This window comes from Alkalicoccobacillus plakortidis (genome assembly GCF_023703085.1).
Taxonomy (GTDB): Bacteria; Bacillota; Bacilli; order Bacillales; family Bacillaceae_D; genus Alkalicoccobacillus; species Alkalicoccobacillus plakortidis.
The window spans coordinates 1,291,105-1,310,578 of the sequence record NZ_JAMQJY010000001.1 but is presented as its reverse complement, the minus strand read 5'-3'; the positions used below and the strand labels follow the sequence as shown (position 1 = coordinate 1,310,578).

At 39.7% G+C, this 19,474-nt stretch carries 11 protein-coding genes and 5 pseudogenes; all 16 read left to right on the top strand.

The window, feature by feature from the left end; translation table 11 throughout:
- Positions 1-87: 87 nt before the first annotated feature.
- Entirely contained in the window at positions 88-1,047 is a 960-nt protein-coding gene (gene pfkA / locus NDM98_RS07060) for a 6-phosphofructokinase (protein WP_251605740.1), read from the top strand.
- 72 nt (positions 1,048-1,119) lie between these two features.
- Positions 1,120-2,875: pseudogene (gene pyk, locus NDM98_RS07055) on the top strand (pyruvate kinase).
- 67 nt (positions 2,876-2,942) lie between these two features.
- A complete protein-coding gene (locus tag NDM98_RS07050) occupies positions 2,943-3,338 on the top strand; it encodes an FxsA family protein (protein WP_251605737.1) in 396 nt (131 codons plus the stop codon).
- A 119-nt stretch (positions 3,339-3,457) separates the two neighbouring features.
- Positions 3,458-3,931 (top strand): DUF441 domain-containing protein, encoded by a 474-nt coding sequence (locus NDM98_RS07045; protein WP_251605734.1) that lies wholly within the window; start codon positions 3,458-3,460, stop codon positions 3,929-3,931.
- 178 nt (positions 3,932-4,109) lie between these two features.
- Complete coding sequence (citZ, locus tag NDM98_RS07040) at positions 4,110-5,225, top strand: citrate synthase (RefSeq protein WP_251605733.1); 1,116 nt, start codon at positions 4,110-4,112, stop codon at positions 5,223-5,225.
- 95 nt (positions 5,226-5,320) lie between these two features.
- Positions 5,321-6,592: an NADP-dependent isocitrate dehydrogenase gene (gene icd, locus NDM98_RS07035; RefSeq protein ID WP_251605731.1), complete on the top strand. Its 1,272-nt coding sequence runs from the start codon at positions 5,321-5,323 to the stop codon at positions 6,590-6,592.
- A 43-nt stretch (positions 6,593-6,635) separates the two neighbouring features.
- Positions 6,636-7,581: pseudogene (gene mdh / locus NDM98_RS07030) on the top strand (malate dehydrogenase).
- Positions 7,582-8,080: 499 nt separating this feature from the next.
- Positions 8,081-8,800 carry a response regulator transcription factor gene (locus NDM98_RS07025; RefSeq protein ID WP_251605729.1) on the top strand — a complete coding sequence of 240 codons (720 nt, stop codon included), beginning with the start codon at positions 8,081-8,083 and terminating at the stop codon, positions 8,798-8,800.
- Positions 8,793-8,969 (top strand): hypothetical protein, encoded by a 177-nt coding sequence (locus tag NDM98_RS07020; RefSeq protein ID WP_251605727.1) that lies wholly within the window; start codon positions 8,793-8,795, stop codon positions 8,967-8,969. The genes NDM98_RS07025 and NDM98_RS07020 overlap by 8 nt, the downstream gene beginning before the upstream one ends.
- Before the next feature lie 23 nt (positions 8,970-8,992).
- The gene (gene pnpS / locus NDM98_RS07015) at positions 8,993-10,582 is read left to right on the top strand and encodes a two-component system histidine kinase PnpS (protein ID WP_251605725.1); all 1,590 of its coding nucleotides are present in this window, start codon (positions 8,993-8,995) and stop codon (positions 10,580-10,582) included.
- Positions 10,583-10,843: 261 nt separating this feature from the next.
- Positions 10,844-13,476 (top strand): annotated as a pseudogene (polA, locus tag NDM98_RS07010) (DNA polymerase I).
- 29 nt (positions 13,477-13,505) lie between these two features.
- A complete protein-coding gene (gene mutM, locus NDM98_RS07005; protein ID WP_251605722.1) occupies positions 13,506-14,330 on the top strand; it encodes a DNA-formamidopyrimidine glycosylase in 825 nt (274 codons plus the stop codon).
- 70 nt (positions 14,331-14,400) lie between these two features.
- Entirely contained in the window at positions 14,401-15,042 is a 642-nt protein-coding gene (gene ytaF, locus NDM98_RS07000; RefSeq protein ID WP_251605718.1) for a sporulation membrane protein YtaF, read from the top strand.
- A gap of 10 nt (positions 15,043-15,052) precedes the next feature.
- Positions 15,053-15,649, top strand: a complete 597-nt coding sequence (coaE, locus tag NDM98_RS06995; protein ID WP_251605715.1) for a dephospho-CoA kinase — start codon at positions 15,053-15,055, stop codon at positions 15,647-15,649.
- Positions 15,650-15,792: 143 nt separating this feature from the next.
- Positions 15,793-16,814: pseudogene (locus tag NDM98_RS06990) on the top strand (glyceraldehyde-3-phosphate dehydrogenase).
- An 883-nt stretch (positions 16,815-17,697) separates the two neighbouring features.
- Positions 17,698-19,155, top strand: a pseudogene (locus NDM98_RS06985) (IS1182 family transposase).
- The last annotated feature ends 319 nt before the right edge of the window (positions 19,156-19,474 follow it).

Sequence of the window (19,474 nt, the reverse complement as noted above, 5' to 3'; positions counted from 1 at the left end):
TTGAACATGGTATTTTCTTTATTTGAGAGCATGATAAAATAGAATAGGACATGTTTGATGTTTATGAGTGAGTGAGGAGGAAAAAGTTTGAAAAGAATTGGTGTTTTAACTAGTGGTGGCGATTCTCCCGGTATGAATGCTGCAATTCGTGCAGTTGTGCGAAAAGCCATTTACCATGATATAGAGGTCTATGGAATTTATTATGGTTACGCAGGTTTAATTGCAGGTGACATCAAGAAAATGGAGCTTGGAACTGTAGGTGACATTATTCATCGTGGTGGGACAATGCTTTATACGGCTCGTTGCGAGGAATTTAAAACACTTGAGGGTCAGAAAAAAGGAATCGAGCAATTAAATAAGTTTGGTATAGAAGGTTTAGTTGTTATTGGTGGAGATGGCTCTTATAGAGGTGCTCAGAAACTTACTGAACATGGTTTCCCAACAATCGGGGTTCCAGGAACGATTGATAATGATATTCCAGGAACTGATTTTACTATAGGTTTTGATACAGCTTTAAATACGGTTATTGATGCGATTGATAAGATCCGTGATACAGCGACTTCTCATGAGCGTACGTATATCATTGAAGTAATGGGACGTCATGCAGGAGACCTTGCTTTATGGGCAGGACTTGCTGATGGAGCAGAAACCATTTTAATTCCGGAAGCTGATTATGATTTTGATCAAATTACGTACCGATTAAAACGAGGACAAGAGCGTGGCAAAAAGCACAGTATCATTATTGTGGCTGAAGGTGTCGGTAGTGGAATGGAATTTGGTCAACGATTAAAAGAAGCGACTAATATGGAAACAAGAGTAACGGTTCTAGGACATATTCAGCGAGGCGGATCACCAACTGGTGCAGATCGTGTGCTTGCAAGTAGACTAGGAGCAAAGGCTGTTGATTTATTGCTTGATGGAAAATCAGGAGTGACAGTTGGTATTCAACAAAACAAGTTAGTCCATCATGACATTAACGAAGCACTATCTGTGGAACACACAGTTGATTTAGACATGTATACTCTTTCTCAAGAGCTATCCATTTAACATCATTCAAAATGCATTGAACAAATGTATACGTTTATTGAATTAATTAATTAATATAACCAGGAGGAATATATGCGTAAAACCAAGATAGTATGTACGATAGGACCGGCAAGTGAAACGGTGGAAAAGCTAGTTCAATTAATTGAAGCTGGTATGAATGTGGCGAGACTTAACTTTTCACATGGTGATTTCGAAGAGCATGGTGCTCGTATCGAAAACATCCGAGAAGCATCTAAAAAAACCGGTAAAACCGTAGCTATTCTTTTAGATACAAAAGGCCCTGAAATTCGCACTCAAACTCTAGAAGGTGGAGTAGCAGAATTAAAAGCAGGACAGGAATTGATTGTATCAATGACTGAAGTGGTGGGGAATAGCAGTAAAATCTCTATTACATATCCAGGTCTTGTAAATGATGTGCATCCAGGTTCTATCATTTTATTGGATGATGGATTAATTGGTTTAGAGGTTATTGAGATTGGTCAAGATGAACTAATCACAAAGGTTATGAATAATGGAGTTCTAAAAAATAAAAAAGGCTGTAACGTTCCGAATGTTAGCGTAGACTTGCCAGGTATGACGGATAAGGATGCAGCAGATATCAAATTTGGAATTGAGCAAAATGTTGATTTTATCGCAGCTTCATTTGTTCGAAGAGCGTCAGATGTATTGGAGATTCGCGAACTTCTAGAGCAAAATGATGCAGGATCAATCGGAATTATTCCGAAGATCGAAAACCAAGAAGGCGTAGACAATATTGATGAAATTCTTGAAGTTTCTGACGGATTAATGGTTGCTCGTGGAGACCTAGGCGTAGAAATTCCTGCTGAAGAAGTCCCATTAGTACAGAAGCAACTAATCAAAAAGTCTAATGCTGTCGCTAAACCAGTTATTACTGCTACACAAATGCTTGACTCAATGCAACGCAACCCACGTCCAACACGTGCAGAGGCGAGTGATGTAGCAAACGCAATTTTTGATGGTACAGATGCGATTATGTTATCTGGAGAAACAGCAGCTGGGGATTATCCTGTTGAGGCTGTACAGACCATGCATAACATTGCTACTAGAACGGAACAAGCGTTGAATTACGAAGCGATCCTAAGAAAGAAAACAAAAGAAGCAAAACCTTCTATTACGAGCGCGGTTGGACAATCTGTTGTATTTACAGCAGAAACGTTAAGTGCAGCAGCTATCCTGACAGCAACTGAAAGTGGTTATACGGCACGTATTGCTTCTAAATACCGCCCGAAATCACCTATCTTGGCTGTTACAGGAAATGAACGTGAATACCGCAAATTAAATCTAGTATGGGGCGTTGAGCCACTTCTTGGTTCAAGAGCAGGTACAACGGATGAAATGCTTGAATCTACAGTTGAAACGGCAAGAGAATCTGGCTTAATCAACCAAGGAGATCTGGTAGTCATTTCTGCTGGTGTTCCAGTTGGAGAGCCTGGTACAACGAACTTACTTAAGGTACACATTATTGGTGAAGTAGTTGCAAAGGGACAAGGTATTGGTCGTCGTTCGGCATCAGGAAAAGTTGTTATTGCTAATAATGCAGAAGAAGCAAATGAAAAAATGGTTGAAGGTGCAATTCTTGTTACGTATAGCACGGACAAAGATATGATCCCAAGCCTTTGAAAAAGCTGCAGCAGTTATAACTGAAGAAGGTGGATTAACATCTCACGCAGCAGTTGTAGGATTAAATCTAGCGACTCCTGTTATTGTTGGAGTAGAAGCAGCACTGAAACTCTTTGTAGATGGTGAAGAAGTTACAGTCGACAGTGCACGTGGTGACATTTACAGAGGTCATGCGAGTGTACTATAATAATTCTGGAGAAGGATTTCCTTCTCCAGTTTTTTTATCTTTATTATATAAATAGAGGAGTTATTGAATGAAAAAATATATTGTTGCACTTGCAGTCATCATACCTGTTCTAGAAATCGCAGGCATTTATTTTATGGCTCAGTGGATTGGTATTTGGGCAACTTTGGCACTGATGGTCATGACAAGCCTATTAGGTTTAGTGCTTGCTAAAAAAGAGGGACTTCAAGCAATTAGAGTGATGCGTCTGCAGGCAAGTAAGGGAGAGCCACCTACAGGGATTGTATTGGACGGCATTTGTATTTTTATCGGTGCAGCTTTGTTGCTTTTACCAGGTTTTATCACTGATCTAATTGGAATCTTTTTGTTTATACCATTCACTAGAGCCGCAGTTAAGGCACTTGTTGTTAAATGGGTGTATCATCTGTTTCGTAAAGGGCAAGTTATAGTCATGTCGCGACGGTAAAATGTATAAATTTCTTACCTTTCCTCGCTCGCTTCCTCTTAAATCGACAGATATAGCGGAAAGATTTAAACTATGATATGATAACTATGAATTGCTAAGAAGAAAGTTGGGTTCACCATTTGATTTCTCATGCCACCTTGTTTATGTTGATTTTACTGGGGATTGCTGTCGTGGCGAGAAATCAATCGCTTATGATTGCTGTTCTATTTTTGCTTGTTGTCAAGTGGGTGGGACTTGGAGATAAACTATTTCCACTTCTTCAGCAAAAAGGTTTAAATATTGGTGTGACTGTTATTACAATTGCTGTACTAACTCCAATTGTGACTGGTGACATTGGTTTCAAACACCTTGCTGAAGCAGTTAGATCCTCATATGCGTGGATTGCACTTGGAGCAGGGATATTGGTTGCTCTAGTTGCAGCAAATGGGATAGATCTTCTGCAAAATGATCCACATATTACGGTAGCTCTTGTCATTGGAACGATCCTTGCTGTTGCACTATTTAATGGTGTTGCTGTCGGTCCATTAATTGGAGCTGGTGTAGCGTATTTGACAATGAAGGCGGTCACATTTTTTATGAATTTGGGCGGTTGATTCAAAAACGATTATCCATTTCATAAAAAATGAGTCGCTTTAATTGAGCTTAGATAAAGGTCAAGGTAAGATAAATGTGGTTGTGCTTTTTGATTAGTAATTGAATTCATGCGAAAAATGAAATGAAAGCATTTACTTTTTACTACACTATAAGTTTGATTGAAAAGGGGAGATCTGCGTGACCAGTACTAAAGGTTTAGAAGGTATCGTAGCTACTACGTCTAGTGTAAGTTCTATAATTGATGATGTTTTAACGTATCAAGGCTATGACATTAATGATTTAACTGAGTATGCTAGTTTTGAAGAAGTTGTCTACATTCTTTGGAATGGAAGATTGCCAAATCAAGAAGAGCTTAAATCCTTTTCTAATGAACTTGCTTCTAATGCTGAAGTACCCGAGCAGGTATTAGATCAATTAAAAACGCTTCCTCTTGATAAAGTACACCCAATGGCCGTTTTACGCACAGCCATTTCTACACTTGGTTTATTTGATGAAGAGGCTGACAAAATGGACGAAGAGGCTAATCGTGCAAAAGCTCTACGTATCCAAGCACAAATCCCAACGATTGTGACAGCGTTTTCTAGAATTCGACAAGGTCAAGAGCCTGTTAAGCCAAATAAAGAATTAAGCTTTGCAGCTAACTTTCTTTATATGTTGAAGGGTGAAATACCTGAAGATCTTGAAGTAACAGCATTTAATAAAGCGCTTGTACTTCATGCTGATCATGAATTGAATGCATCAACATTTACTGCAAGAGTCTGTGTTGCTACGCTTTCAGATGTTTACTCTGGTATCACATCGGCAATAGGAGCACTAAAAGGTCCACTTCACGGTGGAGCAAATGAAGCTGTGATGAAGATGCTTTCTGACATTGGCGAAGTTGATCAAGTAGAAACTTACATCAAAAACGCCTTTGAGAAAAAAGAGAAAATAATGGGCTTTGGACACCGAGTCTATAAGAATGGTGATCCACGTGCAAAGTTCCTTCGTGACATGTCTAAACAATTAACAGACACGACTGGGGAAACAAAGTGGTATGATATGTCTATACGTGTTGAAGAATTAGTTACAAAAGAAAAAGGTCTTTTGCCAAACGTAGACTTTTACTCTGCAAGTGTTTATCATAGTTTGGGAATTGAACACGATTTATTTACACCGATTTTTGCGATTAGCCGTACGTCAGGTTGGACTGCTCATATTCTTGAACAGTATGCAAACAATCGATTAATTCGACCTAGAGCCGAGTATGTAGGGCCAGGTAAACAAAAGTTTGTTCCTTTAGAGCAACGTTAAGAAGGGTGTTACAGGAGGAATATTCCTCCTAGTACATATAATATTTCAGTATGTCCGATTAACGTCGGTCAAAACTTTTCAGGAGGTCAAATATTATGTCTAGTGGAGAGATTATTAAAGTAAACAATGGTGTGTTGGATGTACCAAATGAACCAATTATTCCTTATATCGAGGGAGACGGTATTGGCGCAGATATCTGGGCAGCGGCTTCTCGTGTTTTAGATGCTGCAGTTGAGAAAGCATATAACGGAGAAAAGAAAATCGTTTGGAAAGAGATTCTTGCAGGAGAGAAGGCTTTTAACGAGACTGGAAGCTGGTTACCTGAAGAAACTCTTGATACAATCCGTGAATATCTAATTGCAATTAAAGGTCCTCTAACAACTCCAGTTGGCGGAGGAATTCGTTCTCTAAACGTGGCGCTTCGTCAAGAGCTTGACCTTTACACATGCTTGCGTCCAGTTCGCTACTTTGATGGTGTACCTTCACCAGTTAAACGTCCAGAAGAAGTAGATATGGTTATTTTCCGTGAAAACTCTGAGGATATCTATGCTGGTATCGAATATCAAGAGGGTTCAGATGAAGTGAAGAAACTTATCGAATTTCTGAAAAATGAAATGGGAGCTAAGAAAATTCGTTTCCCTGAAACTTCTGGAATTGGAATTAAGCCTGTTTCTAAAGAAGGAACAGAGCGTCTAGTTCGTGCAGCGATTGACTACGCACTAACTGAAGGACGTAAGAGTGTAACGCTTGTTCATAAAGGAAATATCATGAAGTACACTGAAGGAGCGTTTAAAGCATGGGGTTATGAACTTGCTGAACGTGAGTATGGAGATAAAGTATTTACATGGGCACAGTATGACAAGATTGTTGAAGCTGATGGAAGAGAAGCTGCTGATAAAGCACAATCTGAAGCAGAAGCTGCAGGCAAGATTGTTGTTAAAGACTCAATTGCTGATATCTTCTTACAACAAATTCTAACTCGTCCAAAAGAGTTTGATGTTGTTGCAACAATGAACTTAAATGGCGATTACATCTCTGATGCACTTGCTGCACAGGTTGGTGGAATTGGTATTGCTCCTGGAGCAAATATCAACTACGATACTGGCCATGCAATTTTTGAAGCAACGCACGGTACTGCTCCAAAATACGCTGGACTTGATAAAGTAAATCCATCTTCTGTTCTATTATCTGGAGAGCTATTATTACGCCACCTAAACTGGAACGAAGCTGCTGACCTTATTATGAATTCTATGGACAAAACGATTGCTAGTAAGGTAGTAACGTATGACTTCGCTCGTTTAATGGATGGAGCAACTGAGGTATCATGCTCAGGATTTGCAGACGAACTAATTAAAAACCTCAAATAATACTAGTAAAACAGATGATACCGATTGAAGGAGTGGACGTTATATGGCTATAAAACGCAGAAAGATCTCAGTAGTTGGTGGAGGTTTCACAGGAGCGACAACGGCATTGATGGTAGCACAGAAAGAGCTAGGTGATGTGGTACTTGTTGATATTCCTGATATGGAAGGACCAACAAAAGGGAAAGCGTTAGATATGTTTGAATCAACGCCAGTTCAAGGTACAGACTCAAAGATTACCGGGACTTCAAGTTATGAAGATACAAAGGATTCTGATGTAGTTGTCATCACAGCAGGTATTGCTCGTAAACCTGGAATGAGCCGTGATGACTTAGTCAGTACAAATGCCGGTATCATGAAATCTGTTACTAAAGAAGTTGTAAAACACTCGCCTAATTGTTATATCATCGTGCTTACTAACCCGGCTGACGCGATGACGTATACGGTTTACAAGGAATCTGGATTCCCTAAAAACCGTGTCATCGGTCAATCAGGTGTACTTGATACGGCAAGATTCCGTACATTTATCGCTGAGGAATTAAACATCTCAGTTGAGGATATTACAGGATTTGTTCTTGGTGGTCATGGTGATGACATGGTTCCACTGATCCGTTATTCAGCAGTAGGTGGTGTACCACTTACAAGCTTAATTTCTGAAGAACGAATTAGTGAAATTGTCGAACGGACTCGTAAAGGCGGCGGGGAGATCGTAGGATTGCTTGGAAACGGCAGTGCTTACTACGCACCAAGCTGCATCACTTACACAGATGGTTGAAGCCATTCTGAAAGATAAAAAACGAGTTCTACCAACAATTGCTTATCTTGAAGGAGAGTATGGTTACGAGGATCTTTATCTTGGTGTACCTACAATCCTTGGCGGAGACGGTATCGAAAAAATTATTGAGCTAGAATTGACTGCAGATGAAAAGAAGCAGCTAGATCAATCAGCTGATTCCGTTCGCAATGTCATGAAGGCACTACCAAAAGAATAGATTTATCAAAAAAGCTGACCGAACCATTATGTTGTTTAACCTCACATAATGGTTCGGTTTTTTTATTTATGCGTCGCGAGGATGCTGCTTCGGCTAAGTGTGGCATACCTTCAGGAAAGGAGGGGCAAGAGCGGGTAAAGTACGATTTTCGTTGGTAAGGTGCTATGATTTTAAATTCAATTGATCTTATTTTCTAGATAGCATCTAAACTGAATAAACTACTTATACTAGCGGACAGGATGGAAGGGACGACTCCAGCAGGAGGAGAGGGCAGGTGGAAATCCACCGGCAAAGCCGGTTAGTTCCACGCCCGCCTACGGAAAGCGTCCCCTTTCATCCTGGGAGCGAAGCCGAAGGACAAACCTTTAAAACCTGTAAAGACTTTTAATAATTTTATTCTGTAAAGATTATCACAAGTTTTTATATAAAGTTTGTTATACTACATGTAAACAGAGAAAAGACCGTTCAATCTAATTGTTAGGAGTGTAGGGCATCCTTTATGGGAAAACGACTATTAGTAGTAGATGATGAAGAATCCATTGTGACTTTGCTCCAATTTAATCTCGAACAGGCTGGCTATGAAGTTGAGACAGCAAGTGATGGTGCAGCAGGATTAGAGCTTGCTAAACAAAACACATTCGATCTGATCGTACTTGACTTAATGCTTCCTGAGATGGATGGCATTGATGTGTGTAAACAATTAAGAATTAGTAAGGTCCAGACTCCAATTCTAATGCTTACTGCTAAAGATGATGAGTTTGATAAAGTATTAGGACTTGAACTAGGTGCAGATGATTACATGACCAAACCATTCAGTCCAAGAGAGGTTGTTGCCAGAGTCCGTGCTATTTTGCGCAGAGCGGCTCAATCAGCTCTGAATGCTCAATCAACTGATGATGTATCAGAAATGATCCGCATCGGTGAAGTTGATATCTTCCCTGAGAATTATGAAGTGAACTGTCAGGGTCAGGCGTTATCACTTACACCTAAAGAATTTGAACTTCTTTTATATTTAGCTAATCATAAAGGTAGAGTGCTCACTCGAGATCAATTGCTAAATGCTGTTTGGGATTATGAGTTCGTAGGGGATACTCGTATTGTGGATGTGCATATTAGCCATTTACGTGAGAAGATCGAGCCAAATACAAAAAAACCTGTATATATTAAAACGATACGAGGATTAGGTTATAAAATGGAAGAGCCGTTGTTAGATGCATAAACTGCGTTTTCGTTTTATTAGTGTGATTACGCTTATTACACTGTTAGTCATGTCTGGTCTTGGTTTAACAATTGGGCACTGGTACAAAGACTTTCATCTAAAAACCGTTAGTGAAAGGCTAGAAAGTGAAGCGAGACTCGGATCATATATGGCACAAGAGCTGCGTTAGATCCAGATACAGCGCCAACTGAAATGGATGAATTAGCCGAAACCATTAGCGGACGAATCCTTGCTCGAGTAACAATTTTGGACCTAGACGGTCAAGTATTAGGAGAATCTGCCGAAACGGATCAACCGTTGGATAATCATTTGGATAGACCAGAAATTCGCTCAGCAGATTCGAATGATGATGGCTATGAGATTCGGTATAGCGAGACATTAGGACAAGAGCTGTTGTATTATGCTGTACCCATAACAGATACAGATGATCAGATTATTGGGTATTTTCGTTTGGGTCTACCAATGACAAGCCTTCAAGCTGTTGATCAGACAATTTGGATTATTATTGCTGCAAGTTTTTTTGTGGCTGTTGTTGTGATATCCCTTTTAACATTTAGAGTAACAAAAGAGATGATGAGGCCAATTGACGAAGCGGTAAAAGTAGCAAAACGTTTAGCTAAAGGGGACTATTCTGCAAGGACATTTGAGAATCAGCATGCGGAAATTGGTCAGCTAAGTCGATCGCTTAATATGCTTGCGTATAATTTAGACTATATCTCAAAACGGCATCAAGCGCAGCAGGAGAGAATGGAGACACTGATTGAAAATATGGGAAGTGGGTTACTTCTCATCAATGTACGTGGAGACATCTCTGTGATGAATAAGGCGAGTAGACTCATTTTTCAGGTGGAGGATCAGTCTTGGTTAAATAGGCTGTATCATGATGTGATGGAAGAGCCTGGTTTAGTGCAATTTATTCAATCTGTTTTTATTACAGAAACCAAACAACGAGACCAGTTGACCATTGGTGAAGCCTATATGTCTAAAGTGTACGATGTCTACGGAGCACCTGTGTTAGATGCATCTGGAAAAATAAGAGGCATGACATTAGTTTTACATGACATAACTGAACAGAAAAAGTTGGAACAAGTACGAAAAGACTTTGTTGCTAATGTCTCGCATGAATTAAAAACACCAATTACATCTATTAAGGGATTCTCAGAAACATTGTTGGATGGAGCAATGGATGAGGAAAAACTGCGTGAGAAGTTTTTGAAAATCATTTTAAAAGAAAGCGAGCGTCTGCAAAGCTTAATTCACGATTTACTTGAACTATCAAAAATTGAACGTTCCTATTTTCAAGTGCATTGGGCGGAAATGACGTTGGTTCAAATAGCAGATGAAGTCGTTACGATGTTAAATGACAAGGCAAGTACAAAGGAGATTAACTTGACACTTGCTTCGTCTGGAGATTCAACGATGCAAGGGGATCCTGAGAGAATGAAGCAGATCCTCATAAATATTATTAATAATGCCATCACGTATACACCTGCAAGTGGCAAGATAGAAGTGATGGTTAAAGGCAATCAATCAACAGTTGAGTTAAAAGTAACAGACACTGGGATTGGTATAGAAGAAAATGAAATTCCTAGAGTGTTTGAACGCTTTTATCGAGTTGACAGAGCTCGTAGCCGTAACTCAGGAGGAACTGGTTTAGGACTGGCAATTGTTAAACACTTGGCAGAAGCCCATCACGCAAGTATTCATGTTCAAAGTAAGCAGGGTGAGGGGACCACGTTTACACTAGTATTTCCAAAAGAACAGATAGATGAGATCTTTTAATCTTTACAAAACATTTACAAGGGCTTTATGACCGTTTTACAGCTTATCCTTATACTCAATAAGTGAACGGTCTACCACGAATGATACATCCGGTCCCAACTAACCCTGACTGGATGATATTGTTCACCCCCTTGAAGGACGGAAGCTCCCCCTTATGCTTCCGTCCTCTTTTTTTGTGCACATTTTCAGCATTTTTTCTATTTAAGTATGCCTATGGTACAATTAAGGCAAGGATTGAAAGAGAAATGAGGCGGATAATATATGAAAAAATTGATCTTAATCGACGGTAACAGTATCGCTTATCGAGCGTTTTTTGCGTTGCCGCTTTTATCTAATGATAAAGGAATTTACACAAACGCAGTGTATGGCTTCACTACCATGCTGCTTAAAATACTTGAAGATGACAAGCCAACACATATTTTAGTTGCTTTTGATGCTGGGAAATCTACTTTCCGTCATAAGACCTATTCAGAATACAAAGGAACAAGACAAAAAACACCACCAGAGTTATCAGAACAGCTTCCGTTTATCAGGGAACTTCTTGATACATATGGAATTAAGCGCTATGAAGCAACTGATTATGAGGCTGATGATATTATTGGTACACTTGCAGGTCGTGCAGAAAAAGAAGGCTGGCAAGTAAAGGTTATTTCTGGAGATAAAGACTTACTTCAGCTTGTCACAAAGCAAGTAGAAGTGTATTTAACTAAAAAAGGAATCACCAACATGGATCGTTATGATCTTGATGCGATCGACGAGAAGTATGGAATTTCTGCTAAGCAAATCATTGACTTAAAAGGACTAATGGGCGATACATCAGATAATATTCCTGGTGTACCTGGAATCGGTGAAAAAACAGCATTAAAACTGCTAAAAGAATTTGGTTCGGTCGAAACAGTTCTTGAATCTGTTGAGCAAATATCGGGTAAAAAGATGAAGGAACGACTTGTTGAACATCACGACCAGGCACTTTTAAGTAAGACATTAGCAACGATTTATACAGAAGTACCTGTTGATCTACAAATTGAGGATTTGGCTTTTGGTGAGTTTGATGTCCACAAGGTGAGTTCATTCTTTAAAGATCTCGATTTTTCTTCTTTACTAAATCGTCTTCCAGATGAACATGGAGAAACAAAAACAGAAGAATTAAGTAAACTAGATATAGAAATTGTTGAAACCATTACAGATAAGCATTTGTCCAGTCCATCAGCGATTGTAGCAGAGGTGTTAGGCGAGCATTATCACCATGCACCAATTGAAGGATTTGCTGTGACAAATGAACACGGAACGTTTTTTATTCCAACAAAACCAAGCGATTGAATCGGAGTTATTTGTTGAGTGGGCAAAGGATGAGTCAAAGAAAAAGTGGGTATTTGATGCCAAACGAACAGTTGTTGCTTTAGGTTGGCAGGATATCGAGCTTGACGGAATTGAATTTGACTTGCTGATTGCCTCTTATCTACTTGATCCATCCGTGTCATCGCACGGTATTAGTGATATTGCTAATCGAAAAGGACTATCGATTGTTGAAGATGATGAAACTGTTTATGGAAAAGGGGCGAAACAACGTATTCCTGATCAGGACGTCTTAAGTGATCACTTGGGTCGAAAAGCATCTGCAGTATTCGAGTTAAAAGCGGATCTTGAAAAAGAGCTAGAAGCAAATAACCAATCTTCTCTTTTTTATGATTTAGAAATGCCATTATCTGTTGTTCTAGGACGTATGGAAACAACGGGAATAAAAGTCGACAAGTCTCAGCTTGAAAAAATGGGCGAAGATCTATCTGAACGATTAAAGACACTGGAACAAAAAATACATGAATTGGCAGGGACAAGCTTTAATATTAATTCGCCTAAGCAGCTTGGAGAGATCTTGTTTGAAACATTAGGCTTACCACCTGTAAAAAAGACAAAAACAGGCTACTCCACCTCTGCTGATGTGTTAGAGAAATTAGCAGGTAAACATGAAATTATTGAGCATATACTACTCTATCGTCAGTTGGGTAAACTTTTCTCTACTTATATCGAAGGGTTATTAAAAGTAGTAGATGAGAGTACTGGGCGTATTCACACACGTTATAATCAAGCATTAACTCAAACGGGTAGGTTAAGCTCAACGGATCCCAACCTACAAAATATCCCGATCCGTTTAGAGGAAGGACGTACCATTCGCAAAGCATTTGTTCCTTCTGAGCCTGGGTGGTCGATTCTTGCAGCTGATTATTCTCAAATTGAATTACGAGTATTAGCCCATATTTCAGGAGATAAGGGCTTAATAGAGGCGTTTAAAAATGACATGGATATTCATACAAAAACAGCGATGGATGTTTTTCATGTGAAGGAAACTGAGGTCACATCTAATATGCGTAGAAGTTCCAAAGCGGTTAATTTCGGAATTGTCTATGGCATTAGTGATTATGGTTTGTCTCAAAGCTTAGACATTACACGTAAGGAAGCAGCGGAATTTATTGAACGTTATTTAGAAAGCTATCCAAATGTGAAAGCGTACATGCATGATGTTGTAGAGGAGGCACGCGAGGCTTGGTTTTGTCTCAACCTTAATGCAGCGGAGACGCTATCTTCCAGAGCTCACTAGCCGTAACTTTAATCTTAGAAGCTTTGCTGAACGTACAGCCATGAATACACCAATTCAAGGTACAGCCGCAGACATTATTAAAAAAGCAATGATTGATATGGCTGAGCGTTTGGAGAACGAACAATTAAAGAGCAGAATGCTGTTACAGGTACACGATGAATTGATTTTTGAAGTGCCTGAAGATGAGCTAGAGATCATGAATAGAATTGTTCCGGAAGTTATGGAATCAGCACTTGAGCTAGTGGTGCCGTTAAAAGCGGATGTTTCAGTTGGGGAAACATGGTACGAAGCAAAATAGAACAAATAGCAAAGGATGCGTAATAGAGAATGCCAGAATTACCAGAGGTAGAAACAGTTAGACGGACGCTTGAGGAATTAGTTATTGGTAAAACAATCGAGTCTGTAGAGATTGCGTGGTCAAATATCATCAAACGTCCAGCTGATACGGTGGAATTTACAACAGAATTAAAAGGACAGACGATTCGGTCTATGAAACGAAGAGGGAAGTTCCTTTTGTTTGAGATGGATGACATTGTGATGGTCTCTCATCTTCGCATGGAGGGCAGGTATGGCGTGTATAAGCAGGAGGATGCTCCTGTTCCTCATACACATGTTACGTTTCTGTTCTCTGATGGTTTGGAGCTTCGTTATCAGGATGTACGAAAGTTTGGGACCATGCACCTTTTTGAAAAGGGAAAAGAAGAAGAGGATATGCCTCTATTGCAATTAGGGGTTGAGCCATTTTCTGGAAACTTTACAGTGGAACTACTTAAGGAAGCCAGTAAACGAACGACAAGGAAAATAAAACCGTTTCTTCTTGATCAAAAAACAGTGGTTGGTTTAGGCAATATCTATGTGGATGAAGCTTTATTCCGATCAAAGATTCACCCTGAACGCTTAGCGAACTCTCTATCAGAGAATGAATACACACTACTTCACTCTAAAATTGTCGAAACCTTGTCACAAGCTGTGAAGCTTGGAGGTAGTTCTGTTAAATCATACGTCAACGGTCAAGGTGAAATGGGAATGTTTCAACAGACGCTTGAGGTGTATGGTCGGAAAAATGAGCCATGTAAACAATGTAATGATACGATTGTGCGAATTGTAGTTGGTGGACGTGGTACTCATTATTGTCCAACCTGCCAAGCCTAGGGCATAAGGTACATTAAATAAGCTCCTTTCATATGCTGAAAATGAAACGCCTAGGAAGGAGCTTATATTCATGACGGGTATACTTACGCTACTGATGCTTGCATTTGCACTCAGTCTTGACAGCTATGGGGTTGGCATGACTTATGGCTTACGAAAAATGAAGATTCCCTTTCTGTCACTTCTGTTTATTGCGTGTTGTTCAGGAGCCTCAATTTTGCTTGCAATGGCTCTTGGAAAAACGATTTTTATCTATTTGTCTGCTGATATTGCTGAGGCAGCTGGAGCTGTTCTACTTATTTTGATTGGACTGTTTACACTTTGGCAGGTGTATGCACCACCTAAAAAGAAATCAAAACCCAAACGAGCAAAAAAAGAAAATCCTATTAGCTTTCAATTACGGATTTTTGGCTTTGTTATCCATGTGCTAAGAGAACCTCTAAAGGCGGACATGGACAAATCCGGTACAATTACAGGCAGAGAAGCTTTTTTACTTGGTGCTGCTTTGTCATTAGATGCATTTGGAGCAGGAGTTGGTGCAGCATTGCTTGGTTATGCACCATGGTTATTGGCCGTATGTGTTGCCTTTATGAGTGGATTATTTCTACTGCTTGGTATGAAAAGCGGATTCAGGTTCTCGAGTGTTTCATGGATGAACCGATTGTCTTTTATCCCGGGCTTAATTTTGATTATCCTTGGTTTGTGGAAAATATAAGGAGGGCTATATGATCATTGGTTTAACCGGCGGAATCGCGACAGGAAAATCCACTGTTGCTAACATGATAAAACAAGCAGGAGTGCCTGTTGTAGATGCCGATGTCATTGCCAAAGAAGTCATGCAGGTTGGTGGAGCTGCATTTGACCAGGTTGTGTCTACTTTTGGTGAAGACATTCTTCAAGAAGACGGCTCAATTAATCGTTCTTTATTAGGCGATAGAATTTTTTCGGATGAAGGTCAAAGAAAGAAGTTAAATGCAATCGTTCATCCTGTTGTACGAGAGCAGCTCCTCTCAAAAGCAAAAGCTTATCAGCAGGAAGGGCATAAGCACGTTGTTCTTGATATCCCGCTATTATATGAGAGCAATCTATTCCATCTTGTGGATAAAGTGTTACTCGTTTATGTTCAACCGGATATTCAACTTGAAAGACTAGTGACTCGAGACAAAAATGGAGTAGAACAAGCCCGATCTCGAATGAATGCACAGATAGCGATTGATGAGAAAGTAGAACGAGCAGATGAGATCATTCGAAATCATGGTTCTAAAGAAGAGACTGAACGTCAATTACATCACATTTTTAAAAATTGGAATGTACGACAATAACCTACTGAAATCAGTGTATAGCTGATTTCAGTAGGTTTTTTTATGAATTTCAAGAAAAGTGCTCCTAATCATTTTATATGTGTTATACTTTATCTAAATTAACGAAGTTTAAGTATAACACTTTAAGGGAGTAGGGATACGATATGAAACCTAATGTAGCTATTAATGGATTTGGACGAATCGGACGGATGGTATTTCGTAAGGCGATACTTGATAAAAAGGTACATGTTGTCGCAATAAATGCTTCATATCCGGTAGAAACACTTGCTCATTTAATCAAATATGATAGTGTACATGGACCATTTGCTGCTGCTGTTGAAGTGAGAGACGGACGTTTGTTGGTAGATAATGTAGAAATTAAGTTGTTTCAAACAAGAGATCCACTTGAACTCCCGTGGAATCAACTAAATATAGATGTAGTCATTGAAGCAACAGGCAAGTTTAAATCAAAAGAAACGGCAGGTTACCACCTTCAAGCAGGAGCAAAAAAAGTTATTATTACGGCTCCGGGAAAAGATGAGGACGTTACCATTGTGATGGGGGTAAATGAAGACCAATATCAACCCGAAAATCATCATATTATTTCAAATGCATCTTGCACAACAAACTGCTTAGCGCCAGTTGCTAAAGTACTTGATCAATCGTTTGGTATTGAAAGCGGTATGATGACAACGGTTCATTCATACACCAATGATCAAAAAAATATTGATAATCCTCATAAAGACTTGCGTCGCGCAAGGTCCTGTGGACAATCGATCATCCCAACTTCAACGGGTGCCGCAAAAGCATTATCAAAGGTCTTGCCGCAGCTGAAGGTAAACTTCATGGTATGGCATTACGTGTACCAACGCCAAATGTATCGTTAGTTGACCTCGTTGTGCAGCTGAAAAAGGATGTTACGGTTGAAGAAGTAAACCAAGTGTTTAAAACAGCATCAAAAACAGATCTATTAGGAATATTAGGTTATACAGATGAACCCCTAGTATCCATTGATTTTAATGGAGAAGAACAATCATCAGTTATTGATGGACTCTCAACTAGTGTACAAGGAAATCGTCAAGTTAAGGTTCTTGCCTGGTATGATAACGAATGGGGATACTCATGCCGAGTAGTAGACTTAATGAACTATGTAGCCGACCGTTTAAAAAAAGAAGTAGCTGTATAGAAGACAAATAAGAAGACTATGCCTATAAGTTCGGACTAAAATCAGCCTCTGATGAAAAAATTCTCAGAGGTTTTTTGGCTTTTAAGCAGACGAGCTGAATTAAGCTGCCTATGAAGCAGGGACAGAAATGATTTAGCTGGTTTTGGTCATCAAAAAAAGGAGTGCGACTGTCGCTTCGAACGTACACTTCACGTTCTGAGGGAGACTGTTGAGCCGTTTTGTGTAACGTACTACGAAACCTCACCAAGGCTGAAATCCTTGGTGACTACGTGTATATGCTATGCTAGTTTAGGTTGAATAGTAAGTATGATCGAATTACTTCTAGATCAGTGAAGTTCTACTGTGAATTTATCAATTAAATCAAATTGTTCGCACGCTATTCATTCACTTCGTTATGTTGAAGGTTCTTCACATCTTGATTCGTTTGTACATACTGTATGAGGTTTTTAAAGAGTGAATATATACCTGATTTTTTTTGTATCCCTGTACTAAGATTCTACAAATAATTTTTCTATACTAATTAGAAATATGACGCTCTCTCAAAGCGGACGGGATGGGGAGGCCGACTCCTGCGGGAATAAAGGGAGGCCACTGAAAAAGTCAGTTAGAAAAAAGCTCACGGGCACCGCTCCAGGAGAAACCTTCGCTTTCCGCGGGAACGGCCTCAGCCCTTGAAGTGGAAGGGCACCCCTTCAATGTCTTCAGACTCGTTCTGTTCCGCAGGAGTCTTCGGTTTCTCCTTCCGCTATTCTTCTGATCAACTAAATGGCAACGTTCTTTTTTAGGTATAGTCGTCATTTTAGTCTGCCTCTCTCTTTTTACCTCAGATTCTTCTTCATTTTTGATAAGATAAGTGTATCTAACATGAAAGTGGTGGCTGACTATGATTCGAAAACAACAATCTCTCCAACTCAGTGCGTATGCTGATCTATATGATCTCATCGTTCCTAAAGATCATACATTACGGAAACTGAATGATCTTATTGATTTTTCCTTTATTTATGATGAGTTGGTACAGAATTATAACGTGGATCACGGTCGCTCAGCCATAGACCCTATTCGAATGTTTAAATATTTATTGTTAAAAAGCATGTTTCCATTATCAGATGTGGAGCTTGGTGGAGCGTTCTAGATATGATATGTCGTATAAATACTTCTTAGGCATGGCACCTGAGGAAGAGGTCATTGATTCAAGCTCCTTAACGAAGTTCCGTAAATTGCGTTTAAAGGATCTGAATGTACTTGATTTATTAATCGGAAAGACAGTCGAACTAGCGGTTGAACAAGGCGTCATTAAAAGTAAAACGATCATCGTTGATTCTACTCATACCCAGGCACGTTATAACCAGAAAAAGCCGATCGATATTCTGCGAGAACGATCAAAAAACTTGAGGAAAGCAGTCTATTCTGTCGATGAGTCCATCAAGTCAAACTTCCAGCTAAGCCAACTCAGAATGATTTAGATGAAGAACTCGTGTACACGCAAACCCTCTTGAGTGTGATCAAACAACATCCGACCCTGCATGCCTATCCAAAGGTGACGGAGCCGTTGAATCTAGTAGAAGAAACCGTCAACGATGATATCGAACGCCTCCAATCCATGAAAGATCAAGACGCCCGAAGGGGTCACAAAAGTGCCGATACGTCTTTCTTTGGCTATAAAACTCATCTAGCGATGAGTGATGAACGCGTGATTACCGCAGCGGTCATCACAACAGGAGAAAAATCGGACGCAAAGCAACTTCGAACACTCATTGAAAAAAGTGTAGACGCAGGGATGACAGTGGAATCCGTCATCGGAGATGCGGCGTATTCAGGAAAAGATCATCTCCTGTACGCGAAAGCAAATCAGATTGAATTAATTTCTAAAACCAATCCATCCATTGCCCATGGGACACGCTCAAAGGAAGAAGAGTTTGAGTTTAATAAAGATGCGGGGATGTATGTATGTAAAGCGGGCCATTTAGCTATTTTGACACACAGACAAGGAACGACGAAGCAAGGCAAAAACCAAAGACAGAAGTATTATTTTGATATCGAGAAATGCAAGACGTGTCCCTTCCAAGAAGGGTGTTATAAACAGGGAGCCAAAAGCAAAACATATTCTGTCACCATCCATTCTCCTGAACATGAAGAACATCTCGCTTTTGAGCAAAGTGAAACGTTTAAAGAAAAAGCCAAAACGCGATACAAAATTGAAGCGAAAAATAGTGAACTAAAGCATAGACACGGGTATAAAACGGCGAATTCCTCGGGTCTATTAGCGATGGAAATTCAAGGAGCGATGGCCATCTTCTCAGCCAATCTCAAACGAATACTGAAAGTCATGGAGCAAAAATAACCCCAAAAGGGTCGGTATGATAAATAAAAACAGCCTGCCATTTCCAAAATAAAGGGAATGGCAGGCTGTTTTTATATTTTTAAAGGAACCCTTAACTACATATCAACCCTTTTTCAGTGGCCTCGAATAAAGGGCAAGGTTGAAATAAGATGGCGCCAAGCCAGATTAGTTCAACGCCCTCCCGCGGAAAGCGTGCCCTCCATCCAGGGAGCGACAAGACTTCAGATTCCCCACTCTTATTATGTATATTGAAAAGAATCATTCACCAAACGTTACCTGAACTTTTCAATTCTTTCGCATCATTTGACAAGTTTCTTGT

What these genes read in the sequence shown, in the direction of transcription:
- NDM98_RS07050 (WP_251605737.1), top strand. Translation starts at nt 2,943, where the DNA reads ATGAAAAAATATATTGTTGCACTTGCAGTCATCATACCTGTTCTAGAA.
- icd (WP_251605731.1), top strand. Translation starts at nt 5,321, where the DNA reads ATGTCTAGTGGAGAGATTATTAAAGTAAACAATGGTGTGTTGGATGTA.
- NDM98_RS07025 (WP_251605729.1), top strand. Translation starts at nt 8,081, where the DNA reads ATGGGAAAACGACTATTAGTAGTAGATGATGAAGAATCCATTGTGACT.
- NDM98_RS07020 (WP_251605727.1), top strand. Translation starts at nt 8,793, where the DNA reads ATGCATAAACTGCGTTTTCGTTTTATTAGTGTGATTACGCTTATTACA.
- pnpS (WP_251605725.1), top strand. Translation starts at nt 8,993, where the DNA reads ATGGATGAATTAGCCGAAACCATTAGCGGACGAATCCTTGCTCGAGTA.
- mutM (WP_251605722.1), top strand. Translation starts at nt 13,506, where the DNA reads ATGCCAGAATTACCAGAGGTAGAAACAGTTAGACGGACGCTTGAGGAA.
- ytaF (WP_251605718.1), top strand. Translation starts at nt 14,401, where the DNA reads ATGACGGGTATACTTACGCTACTGATGCTTGCATTTGCACTCAGTCTT.
- coaE (WP_251605715.1), top strand. Translation starts at nt 15,053, where the DNA reads ATGATCATTGGTTTAACCGGCGGAATCGCGACAGGAAAATCCACTGTT.